This is a genomic window from Gilliamella sp. W8123 (assembly GCF_016101085.1).
Lineage (GTDB): Bacteria > Pseudomonadota > Gammaproteobacteria > Enterobacterales > Orbaceae > Gilliamella > Gilliamella apis.
Map to the genome: position 1 here is coordinate 23,912 of NZ_JACFRE010000012.1, position 11,836 is coordinate 35,747.

The 11,836-nt window shown below is 36.5% G+C and carries 8 protein-coding genes; 4 read left to right on the forward strand and 4 right to left on the reverse strand.

The window, feature by feature from the left end:
• Positions 1-41: 41 nt before the first annotated feature.
• Together glmS and glmU are read right to left on the reverse strand one after the other, a co-directional pair.
• Positions 42-1,874, reverse strand: coding sequence for a glutamine--fructose-6-phosphate transaminase (isomerizing) (gene glmS, locus H3T56_RS11290; protein WP_198193055.1), 1,833 nt, complete (start codon positions 1,872-1,874; stop codon positions 42-44).
• 3 nt (positions 1,875-1,877) lie between these two features.
• Positions 1,878-3,260, reverse strand: a complete 1,383-nt coding sequence (gene glmU / locus H3T56_RS11295; protein ID WP_198193056.1) for a bifunctional UDP-N-acetylglucosamine diphosphorylase/glucosamine-1-phosphate N-acetyltransferase GlmU — start codon at positions 3,258-3,260, stop codon at positions 1,878-1,880.
• 147 nt (positions 3,261-3,407) lie between these two features.
• Between glmU and hemG the strand changes: the two genes are divergently transcribed.
• On the forward strand, positions 3,408-3,944 hold the full coding sequence (gene hemG, locus H3T56_RS11300) for a menaquinone-dependent protoporphyrinogen IX dehydrogenase (RefSeq protein WP_086361226.1): 537 nt from the start codon (positions 3,408-3,410) through the stop codon (positions 3,942-3,944).
• A gap of 154 nt (positions 3,945-4,098) precedes the next feature.
• Entirely contained in the window at positions 4,099-5,922 is a 1,824-nt protein-coding gene (gene typA / locus H3T56_RS11305) for a ribosome-dependent GTPase TypA (RefSeq protein ID WP_065578484.1), read from the forward strand.
• Positions 5,923-5,980: 58 nt separating this feature from the next.
• Here typA and H3T56_RS11310 read toward each other — a convergent pair whose 3' ends face one another.
• Together H3T56_RS11310 and H3T56_RS11315 are read right to left on the reverse strand one after the other, a co-directional pair.
• The gene (locus tag H3T56_RS11310; protein WP_065578483.1) at positions 5,981-6,373 is read right to left on the reverse strand and encodes an RnfABCDGE type electron transport complex subunit B; all 393 of its coding nucleotides are present in this window, start codon (positions 6,371-6,373) and stop codon (positions 5,981-5,983) included.
• A 14-nt stretch (positions 6,374-6,387) separates the two neighbouring features.
• Positions 6,388-8,088 (reverse strand): formate--tetrahydrofolate ligase, encoded by a 1,701-nt coding sequence (locus H3T56_RS11315; protein ID WP_198193058.1) that lies wholly within the window; start codon positions 8,086-8,088, stop codon positions 6,388-6,390.
• Between the two features lie 150 nt (positions 8,089-8,238).
• Between H3T56_RS11315 and sohB the strand changes: the two genes are divergently transcribed.
• Together sohB and H3T56_RS11325 are read left to right on the forward strand one after the other, a co-directional pair.
• Positions 8,239-9,327: a protease SohB gene (gene sohB, locus H3T56_RS11320; RefSeq protein WP_065578481.1), complete on the forward strand. Its 1,089-nt coding sequence runs from the start codon at positions 8,239-8,241 to the stop codon at positions 9,325-9,327.
• 658 nt (positions 9,328-9,985) lie between these two features.
• Positions 9,986-11,350 (forward strand): hypothetical protein, encoded by a 1,365-nt coding sequence (locus H3T56_RS11325; protein ID WP_086361301.1) that lies wholly within the window; start codon positions 9,986-9,988, stop codon positions 11,348-11,350.
• Positions 11,351-11,836 lie beyond the last annotated feature (486 nt).

Consider the following 11,836-nt stretch of genomic DNA (forward strand, 5'->3'; position numbering starts at 1 on the left):
TACCAAAATATACATTAAGTCCTCACATTTGATCTAATAAATTACTCTACGGTCACCGATTTTGCTAGGTTACGAGGTTGGTCGACATCGGTACCTTTAATTAGGGCAACATGGTAAGCAAGTAATTGCGTCGGTACTGTGTAGTAGATTGGCGCAGTAAGTTCTTCAATGTGGGGTAAGTTGATAATATGCATAGTATCGTCGCTAACAAAACCAGCATCTTGCTCAGCAAACACATAAAGTTGACCACCACGGGCACGCACTTCTTCAATATTGGCTTTGAGTTTTTCAAGTAAGTCATTCGTTGGCGCCATAACAATAACTGGCATATCTGCATCAATTAACGCTAAAGGCCCATGTTTTAATTCACCAGCTGCATAAGCTTCGGCATGAATATAGGAGATCTCTTTTAGCTTTAATGATGCCTCGATAGCGATTGGATATTCATCGCCACGACCTAAAAATAGTGCATGATGTTTATCGACAAAATGACCAGCAAGTTTTTTGATTACAGGTTCGGCCATTAATACTTGTTCTATACGGTTTGGTAAAGTTTGTAATGCATGGACGATTGCTTGTTCAGTGATTTCTGCCATATCATTAAGTCGGCCTAACTTAGCCACTAACAGTAATAATACCGTCAATTGTGTGGTAAATGCTTTGGTTGAGGCGACACCAATTTCAACGCCAGCTTTGGTTAGTAAAACCAAATCAGCTTCTCGAACTAAAGTCGATGCTGCCACATTACATACCGCAAGAGTGTTTAGGTAATTGTTCTGTTTAGCTAAGCGTAAAGCAGCAAGGGTATCGGCAGTTTCCCCGGATTGTGATAGGGTGATAAATAAACTATTTTGGCGACGAGCAGGTTTTCGATAACGAAATTCCGAGGCAATTTCGACATCACAAGGAATGCCGGCTAAGGATTCAAACCAATAACGAGCCACCATGCCTGCATTATAAGCTGTGCCACAGGCAACAATTTGGATGTGTTCAACTTGCTTGAGAATATGTTCAGCATTTGGGCCTAGTTCTGATAAATCTACTTTGCCATGAGCCATGCGACCTTCTAAGGTATTTTTAATCGCATTCGGCTGTTCATAAATCTCTTTTTGCATGTAATGGTTAAAACCTGCTTTGCTGCCAGCATCATATTTGGCATCTGATTCAATGCAAGGGCGATTTATTTGACTAAAATTTTTGTCATAAATCGTTACTGAACGTTGAGTGACAAGCGCTATATCACCTTCTTCTAAGAAGATAAACTGCCGAGTTACCGGTAATAAAGCCAGTTGATCTGAGGCAATAAAGTTTTCGCCAATGCCACAACCAATAACAAGTGGGCTACCAGAACGTGCGGCAACTAGAATATCAGGATTTCGAGTGTCCATAATTACTGTACCATAAGCACCTCGTAAGAGTGGAATGGCTTTTTGCACAGCTTCTAATAAGGAACACTCTTCAGTGCTGATGATGTCATGAATTAAGTGGGCAATGACTTCAGTATCTGTTTCTGAACGGAATTGGTAACCTTTCGCGATAAGTTTTTCACGAAGTGGTTCGAAATTTTCGATAATTCCATTATGTACAACGGCAATAAAGTCGGATATATGTGGGTGCGCATTATGTTCAACTGGTTCACCATGTGTTGCCCAGCGAGTGTGGGCTATACCGGTTGAACCGGCAACTGGTTGTTCGTTTACCGCATCTTTAAGCGCTTGTACTTTTCCTACCCGCCTTATTCGCTGTAATTCACCTGTTGGTGAAATAATAGCAAGTCCGGCAGAATCATAACCACGATATTCTAATCTCTTAAGTCCTTCTAATAAAATGTCTGCCACATCACGCTTAGCGATTGCACCTACAATACCACACATCGTTTATTCCTCTTTCGATTTCGTTGGTCTTTGCCAACCCGCAAGTTGTTTTTGTTTTACACGACTAACCACTAATTCATTGTCGTTAACATCGTTAGTAACTGTTGTGCCAGCCGCAATAGTTGCTCCTTTACCTATTTTGACTGGGGCAATAAGTTGGCTGTCAGATCCAACAAAAACATCATCTTCGATAACTGTTTTAAATTTATTAGCACCATCATAATTACAGGTAATTGTGCCAGCGCCAATGTTGACATTACTGCCAATTTCACTGTCACCTAAATAACTTAAATGTCCAGCTTTGGTTGCATGGCCAAGATGAGCTTTTTTCAATTCAACAAAATTACCAACATGGGCATGATCATCTAGTTTGCTGCCTGGTCTTATTCTGGCAAATGGTCCGATAGTACAGTGCTGAGCAATAATCGAATCTTCAATCACCGAGTATGGACTAATTTCGCTGTTATCGGCGATGGTACAGTTTTTCAAAATACAGCCTGCACCGATAATGACATTATTTCCTAATGTCACATCGCCATGAATAATCACATTTGTATCAATGATGACATCTTTACCATGAGTTAATTTTCCACGTAGATCAAAACGGGCTGGATCAAGTAAAGTTACTCCAGCAAGTAACAATTGCTCGGCTTGCCACTGTTGATAATGGCGTTCTAAAGTTGCTAACTGTAATCGGTTGTTGACGCCTTCAACTTCAAATTGCTTTATTGGATGTGAAGTTAAAATTTCATAACCATCTTGATGTGCAAAGGCAATAATATCGGTTAAGTAATACTCTTTTTGCGCATTGTTATTGGTTAAACGCGCTAACCACTGCTTAAGTAATTTGCCTGTAACTAGCATAATACCAGTATTAATTTCGGTGATTTTTTGTTGTTCGGCATTGGCATCTTTTTGTTCAACGATAGCCACAACTTTACCATCTTTGCGTTCAATTCGACCATAGCCAGTTGGGTCATCTAAAATCACTGTTAATAAGGCGATACCTTGTTTGGGTTTACTTGCAATAAGATTTTGCAAAGTTTCAACTGAGATAAGTGGAGTATCGCCATATAAAATTAATATATCTTCATCATCTTGAATGTAAGGGATAGCTTGTTGAACCGCATGTCCTGTCCCTAATTGTTCAGCTTGATAAACAAGTTGCACCGGCTGATTTTGTAACGATTTTTCAAGTTCGTTTTTGCCGTGCCCATAAACAATATTGATGCGATTAGTATTAAGTTGTTGAACTGTATCAATAACATGTTGTAACATCGGCTTACCGCCGATTTTATGTAAAACTTTAGGTAGGTTGGAATACATCCGTGTGCCTTTTCCTGCCGCCAAAATAATAGCACTGCGTTTTGGAGGTGAAATTGCCATAATCAGTTCCGGTCTGGTTAAATAAGGCTAATACTATAATCAAAGTTTTCCATGAAATCACCCCGAAATTATTAATTTTTATCCTAAAAAAAGAATTATTGATATTTACCAAGAGTTTTAATAAAAGGAAGCATTGTTATGAATAGCATTATCAAGGTTTTATTGCTTTATACTACTCATGAAAAGCAAACCTTTAAAATCATGCAGCGAATAAAAACAGAACTTGCCGGTAAATGTGATTGTGATTTGATTGAGTTACTACCAGATAGCCACATAGATCTTACTAATTACCAAGCGGTATTAATTGGTTGTTCTATTCGCTATGGTTTTTATAGTAAAACCATGAAAAAATTTATTGATGCTAACTATCTGCAATTAAATACACTTAAATCTGGCTTTTTTGGCGTAAATGTGGTGGCAAGAAAACCGCATAAAAATACGCCTGAAACGAATATATATACTAAAAAATTCTTAGCTAAAATTGCCTGGCAACCAACGATTAAAGCGGTATTTGCTGGGGCACTTTATTATCCAAAATATAATTGGTTTGATCGTAATATGATTCGCTTTATTATGTGGTTGGGTAAAGGTGATACCGATGTGACTAAAGAAGTGATCGAGTACACAAATTGGGACAAAGTAGATGAGTTTGCTCATCAATTTGCGACACTTATCAATGAGTAATCTTAGTTATCTCTATAAAATAAGTCAGTATTTTCGTTAAATATCAAGTCTTAAAGTTCTTTTTAAGAAACTTTGTGATATAGATCAACATTTTTACTAAAAAGGTGTACAATATTGCGCCTATAGAATTTATCTCCTAATTGGGATTTTAATTGTGATTGAAAATTTAAGAAATATAGCCATTATTGCTCACGTTGACCATGGTAAAACAACCTTGGTTGATAAATTATTAAAACAGTCTGGTACGCTTGATAATTTACGTGGCGACGACAATGAAAGAATAATGGACTCTAATGCGCTTGAAAAAGAGCGTGGTATTACTATTTTAGCTAAAAATACCGCTATCGATTGGAATGGTTATCGTATTAATATTGTTGATACTCCAGGACATGCCGATTTTGGTGGTGAAGTTGAACGTGTAATGTCAATGGTTGATTCGGTATTATTGCTTGTTGATGCAATGGACGGACCAATGCCACAAACACGTTTTGTTACCCAAAAAGCGTTTGCTTATGGTTTAAAACCGATTGTTGTTATCAATAAAGTTGACCGTCCAGGCGCTCGTCCTGATTGGGTTGTCGATCAAGTATTCGATTTATTTGTAAATCTAGGTGCAACTGATGAACAGCTTGATTTCCCAATTGTTTATGCATCAGCATTAATGGGATTTGCAGGACTTGATCATGAAGATATGGCTGAAGATATGACGCCATTATTTGAAGCAATTGTTGAACATGTTGAGCCACCAGCAGTTGACTTAGATGGTCCTTTCCAAATGCAAATTTCACAACTTGATTATAATAACTATGTTGGTGTTATTGGTATTGGTCGTATTAAACGTGGTCGTGTTAAACCAAATCAACAAGTCACTATTGTTGATAGTGAAGGTAATAAACGCACAGGTAAAGTAGGCCAAGTATTAGGTCATTTAGGTTTACAACGTTATGAAGCCGAAGTTGCTGAAGCTGGCGATATTATTGCTATCACTGGTTTAGGTGAACTTGGTATTTCTGACACAATTTGTGATAATAGTTGCGTTGAAGCATTACCAGCATTAAGTGTTGATGAACCAACTGTTACTATGTTCTTTAATGTTAATAGCTCACCATTTGCTGGCAAAGAAGGTAAATATGTGACTTCACGTCAAATTCTTGAGCGTTTAAACAAAGAACTGGTACACAATGTGGCTTTACGCGTTGAAGAAACACCAGACCCAGATGCATTTAAAGTTTCTGGTCGTGGTGAGTTGCACTTATCGGTTCTTATCGAAAATATGCGTCGTGAAGGTTATGAGCTTGGGGTATCACGTCCTAAAGTTATCTATAGAGAAATCGATGGTAAAAAGCAAGAACCTTTCGAACAAGTTACTTTAGATATTGAAGAACAGCACCAAGGTTCAGTGATGGAAGCTTTAGGTTTACGTAAAGGTGATTTAACCAATATGTTACCTGATGGTAAAGGACGTGTACGTTTAGATTATGTGATCCCAAGCCGTGGTCTTATTGGTTTTAGAACTGAATTTATGACTATGACCTCAGGTACTGGTTTACTTTACTCAACATTTAGCCATTACGATGATGTTCGTCCAGGTGAAATCGGTCAACGTAATAATGGTGTAATGATTTCGAATGGTACAGGTAAAGCGTTAGCTTATGCACTTTATAGCTTACAAGATCGCGGTAAATTATTCCTTGGCCATGGCGCTGAAGTGTATGAAGGACAAATTATTGGTATTCATACCCGCTCAAATGATTTAACCGTTAACTGCTTAACTGGTAAAAAATTAACTAACATGCGAGCATCGGGTACTGATGAAGCCACTACGCTTTCGCCACCAGTTAAAATGACATTAGAACAAGCATTAGAATTTATTGATGATGATGAATTAGTAGAAGTTACACCATTATCTGTACGTTTGCGTAAACGTCATTTAACTGAAAATGATCGTAAACGAGCATTCAGAAGCAATAAAGAGTAATGTCAGTAAAAAACTAGCAAGTTTAACTTGTTAGTTTAAATTAGAAATGAAAACCTCGCTAATTAGCGAGGTTTTTTTTGGCTTTAACTCTGGCGATAGCATCGGCAATTGATTGCTTGCGATCTTTTTGTGTAGTCGTATTGCTTATTGGCATCGACTTAGGAAATAAAATTGTTGGTGGTACCAGTTGATTGTGATTTAATCGTTGCTGTTTTTTTTGCGTCAACAGTAACTCTTCCTGTTCATTTAAGGCAACACCTAGTGTACTTAAGGTAATACAGTCAGTTGGACAAGTATTAATACAATTACTACAAGATGTACAATATTGTGGCAATATGGTATGTAATACTTGTTTGCTCCCTACAATAGCATCAGTTGGGCAAACGCGTATACATTTGCCACAACCAATACAATTTTCTTCATCAATTAACGCTTTATATTGTGTTTGCATAATAATTTTTTAAATTAACTTAAACCAACAATATTACCATCTTTGTCAATATCGATATTTCGATAAGCCGGATTAGTACCAAGGCCAGGCATTGTCATCACATTACCTGCATAAACCCGAATAAAACCAGCGCCTGCCGAAATTGCTAAATGGCTGATATCAACATCAAAATCGGTTGGCACATTTTTTAAGTTTGCATCAGCACTAATTGACATTGGTGTTTTCGCGATACAAAGTGGTAAATGATCTAATTTTAATGCTTCAATTTCTTTAATGTTTTTAAGCGCGGTGTCTGATAAATTAGCTTTATTCGCACCATATTTTTTTACCATTGTTTGGATTTTATCTATTAATGGCATACTGTCGGGATAAGGTAACTTGATTTCATTTGGCATATCACACGCTTTAATCACATGTTTAGCCAGTTTTTCTGCGCCTTTACCACCTTGAGTAAATACTTCACTGACTTCACAAGCAAATGCACCGTGTTCAATGGCGTATTTTTGTAAAAATGCTAATTCTTCCTCACTATCATGTGGGAATCGATTGATTGCGACAATCACTTGTAAACCATAACTTTTAGCATTATTAATATGCCACGCTAAATTAGCTGCACCAATTTCAAGCAATTCTACATTAGACTCTGAAATCTCTTTTGGTATGGCTTGTCCTGGCTTGATATTATACTTACCACTATTGGATTTTAAGCTACGCACAGTTGCAACAAGCACTACACAAGATGCCTTGATACCAGCTTGACGGTATTTAATATTAAAGAATTTTTCCATTCCCATGTCTGAGCCGAATCCTGCTTCGGTTATAACATAGTCAGCTAATTGCATAGCAATGCGGTCTGCAATTACAGATGAATTACCATGAGCAATATTGGCAAATGGGCCTGCATGGATTAATACCGGTGTATTTTCCACTGTTTGCATAAGGTTTGGATTAATGGCATTTTTAAGAAGAACGGTCATTGCCCCAGCAACTTCAAGTTGTTCAGCAGTAATTGGTTCACCACTAGTGTTATAGGCTAAAATAATTCGTCCAATTCGTGCGCGCATATCATGTAGATCAGATGCTAACGCTAAAATTGCCATAAGTTCTGATGCCGCAGTAATTTCAAAGCCGTCACGGCGTTCAATTCCATTGACGCCACCGCCAACACCGACAGTAATATTACGCAGAGCGCGATCATTGTGATCGATAACGCGTTTCCAAACAATACGATTAACATCGATGTTTAAACGTGGTAAACCAGTTTGTGTTGTAAATTCATCACCAAGGCGCTCTTCATGATAAAGACGAGAATCTAATGCCGCAGACGCCAGATCATGGGCTGCAGTTATAGCGTGGATATCACCAGTAAGATGAAGATTTAATGTTTCCATCGGCAAAACTTCGGCTTGTCCACCACCTGCTGCACCACCTTTAACGCCAAACACTGGCCCTAAACTAGGTTGACGAATACAAGCGATAGCAGATTTTCCTAAATAATTTAAACCTTCACTTAATCCAATAGTATTGACAGTTTTTCCTTCACCAAGAGGGGTTGGGGTTATTGCTGTGACTAATACTAATTTACCCTGAGTTTTATTTTGATCTGCTTTAATAATAGATAAATCAATTTTAGCGACATATTTACCATGAGGCAGTACATATTCATCAGGGATATTATATTGTTTTGCGATTTCAGTTATTGGGCGTAAAGGCATATTCGTTCTCGTATAATAATAAACAGGTTGTCAGTATAAAGAATTTAAAATGCCGAATAAAGCAACAATTTTATCTTTATTGATTTTCGGCACAATCTTTAATTATATTGTTATAATGGGCAAATTTTTAAACTATAGGATAATTGTCAAATGAATTGGTTTTCACAGTATTCGCTTTTCCTGGCTGAAACAGTAACTGTTGTTGTTGCTATTCTAGCAATATTAATATTTATTTTATGTCAGCGTCGAAAATCATCCACAGTTGCTGGCCGAATGTCAGTTAAAGATATAAGCCAAGAGTATGAACAAGCTAAAGATGAAATGTTAATGTCTAGTATGGACGAGGTTGAAGCCAAACAATTCACTAAAGATCTAAAAAAACAAAAAAAACTTGAAAAGAAACAGGCTAAACAAGCAGCTAAACTAAATAAGAAACAAACAGATACTGCGGCGTCGGACGATACTGTAAAATCACCCGAGACAACGTCTGCTTTACAGACAAAACCTAAACTGTTTGTTCTATCATTTAATGGTAGTATGGATGCGCATGAAGTTGAAGAGTTACGCCAAGAAATTACTGCCGTATTAGCTATCATCAAACCAGAAGACGAAGTTGTGGTAAAACTTGAAAGCCCAGGTGGGGTAGTGCATGGTTATGGGTTGGCCGCTTCGCAATTATTACGCTTTAGAACACGAAATATCCCTTTTACTGCGGTGGTAGATAAAGTTGCCGCCAGTGGCGGCTATATGATGGCATGTACTGCTAACAAAATAGTTGCAGCGCCATTTGCTATTGTTGGTTCAATTGGGGTAGTTGCGCAAATTCCTAACTTTAATCGATTACTTAAAAAGCATGATGTTGATATTGAATTGCAAACAGCAGGCGAATACAAGCGAACTTTAACCATGTTTGGTGAAAACACTGACGAAGGTCGTCAAAAATTCAAGCAAGAACTGGAAGAGACTCATCTATTATTTAAAGACTTTGTAAAAGAGTATCGACCTAATATTGATATTGAACAGGTTGCTACCGGAGAACATTGGTTTGCAACACAAGCTAAAGAAAAGGGTTTAGTTGACGAAATTAGTACCAGTGATGATTTTATCTTATCGCATTTAGACACGCATAAAATCATTGCAGTTAACTATCAACGAAAACAAAAGCTATCAGAAAAACTGTCAAAAAATGTTGTAAAAGGCATGGAAAGATTATTCTTTAGACAAGGAAACGGACTGTAACAGTCCGTTTTTTATAAATCTATCTCTCCAATTTATTGCAAACCAATCATAAAATTTGCAAAATCTCATTAAGATAATCGTTAAAGTTGATATTTTTTAACAATGATTAATCAACTTCAAAATAGCTTATTTTTAAGAATTTTAATGGTAAAAATTAGCTTTATTACTGAATATCGACAACTTAAAAAGAGCAACGAGTTATAGATAAATATTTAGATAATTTATTGCTTAGTGATTTATTCTACGGACAATTTTTAAGCAAAAAAATAAGAAATAAGGCAAAAAATAAAGGTTTAAAAAATTAAATACCTTTACAAAAATTAACAATTTAGAGGTTAAAAAAATTGCATACTTTTTACTTAATCTCTATACTTTTCCTTATTCTTATTAAAGTGAAATTACCGATTAGTAGTTAGTCAATTAAACGAAATAAATTAATATAAAACATTAATTTACTTGACACGGACGTTATTATGAGCTATAATTTTAACACCAAACACCAAACACCAAACCTGCCCAAACCAATAATTTAAATTCGCCTAATTTTAGCAATCAAGGTTTAATCTTTCGTCAGAGTTTACTCCTCCACCAACACTTAAGAAATTTTTTTAGTTCGATTTTATTTAAGCCAATTTTTTCGGTATTAGCGCTTGTTTTATTGCTACTGTTATCATTTAGTAGTCAGTCTTTAACCGCTAGAACAACTCATATTATTCATGGTAATGCGCCATACCTAACTTTTGATGGTGGTCAGACTCGAGTTACTGATACAACTAAATTATTAGGTATTATTTTATCGGATGGAAGAACGTTTACAGCAAATAATAATTCGTCAATAACACCAATAATCTTGCCAAATCTTGGTGAAACTTTAGCTAATGTAGATATGCTGGTACCCATTGGTGCAGATTCAATTTCATTAACTTCAATTATTGGTTCGCCTTATAATTATTGGGGGGATGATGACGGTGATGGTCAGGAAAATAATGGTATCTCTGCTACAGGTTATTTAAGTTTAACTATTACTGACAAAGATAATCAACCTGTATCTCGTAATTCAACTTTAGATATTTGTAGAGCACCTTATAAAATCACATTAACCAGTAATGATGGTATACTAAGTACCCAGTATGGCGTACCTAGTAGTAGCTATTTTACAGGTAGTCATGCGACGTATTACATTAATCCCAACGAATCATCAAAAGTTTGCTTTGTTGCTCCAATATTATTTCCTGGTTCAAATACAGAGGTTAATGGTATCGATTTTCGAGGGCCACCTTCTATATGGCTTGCCAATAAGGGGTTTATTCCTCAGTCTACAACGCTATCAACTTACAATTTGAATTTTCCTACTACAGGAATGCATGATTTGTACTTTGACCTAGATATTGGAGGAGCAAGAGTTTTAACATGGGACTCGGTCGAACGGGGGGGAATTACCGCGACGTTAATCCCTGATTCAACAGGTTCACGTGTTACTGTCAAATTAACGGGGCCCAGTGCAAAAGATTTTCAATTAAATTCTGATTTACCCGGTAGTGTAGCAAAGCCTGTATTACCACAAACATTTGAGTTAGTTGGTAAAGATAGTCAAGGTAATCCTTTGATAAAATATGGTTTTCAATTAAAACAATGGTATGTCCATCGAGGTGCAAATAATTACTATACTTATCCAAGTACCTTATCATGGTGCAGTAATATTGGTTATCGTCTTCCTCAAATTAAAGATTTAACTAATGCTATTTGTGCAGGACCTTGGTGGGATGAGGAATGTCAAGGTTCGGTTAGTGCAACTCCATCTTCAAACGGTAATAACTTTCAACGTGTAATTGGCGGAGGATTCTTCTCGGAGTGGGGACAAATGGACAAATATATTAGTAGTTTTTATGATAATCACAATTACTGGACCATCGATTTTGTAGAAACAGATCGTTTAAGCCATTTTTCCGTTCACTCGAATAATGGTCACATTGCTCGGCATAAAAATGAAGTTGTACTCAGAGGTATGTGTACTACCCCTTAATTTTTTGTTAGAAAAATATAAGAGAGTACTAGCAAATTGCTAGAGGATTTCAACTATTCAGGAGATTAAAATCACATAGCCTTCAGTTTTACCTGAGGGTTTAAACAAGAAAGTTGAGGAACGGGGTTTTTTGAGCACTAAATGTCCACAAATTTTAGATTTTAATTAAAATTTTGCTAAGAAATAATGGTTTTGATATCTGATATATTATTTTTTAATTACTAAAATATTTTGAGTCAATTATTGTTTACATATCTTAACAATTTATCATTAAGCAACATTTGTCAAAATTGATAAATTTATTTATAATTTTTCAATAAGGAAATATATTTTTCATGTTATAAAGTAATCGGATAATAGTGACAAGGGACTGAAAATATGTTAAAATACAGTTGTTTAGAGGCCAGCCAGCCAGCCAGCCAGCCAGCCAGCCAGCCAGCCAGCCAGCCAGCCAGCCAGCCAGCCAGCCAGCCAGCCAGCCAGCCA

What these genes read in the sequence shown, in the direction of transcription:
- glmS (WP_198193055.1), bottom strand. Translation starts at nt 1,874, where the DNA reads ATGTGTGGTATTGTAGGTGCAATCGCTAAGCGTGATGTGGCAGACATT.
- glmU (WP_198193056.1), bottom strand. Translation starts at nt 3,260, where the DNA reads ATGGCAATTTCACCTCCAAAACGCAGTGCTATTATTTTGGCGGCAGGA.
- H3T56_RS11310 (WP_065578483.1), bottom strand. Translation starts at nt 6,373, where the DNA reads ATGCAAACACAATATAAAGCGTTAATTGATGAAGAAAATTGTATTGGT.
- H3T56_RS11315 (WP_198193058.1), bottom strand. Translation starts at nt 8,088, where the DNA reads ATGCCTTTACGCCCAATAACTGAAATCGCAAAACAATATAATATCCCT.
- sohB (WP_065578481.1), top strand. Translation starts at nt 8,239, where the DNA reads ATGAATTGGTTTTCACAGTATTCGCTTTTCCTGGCTGAAACAGTAACT.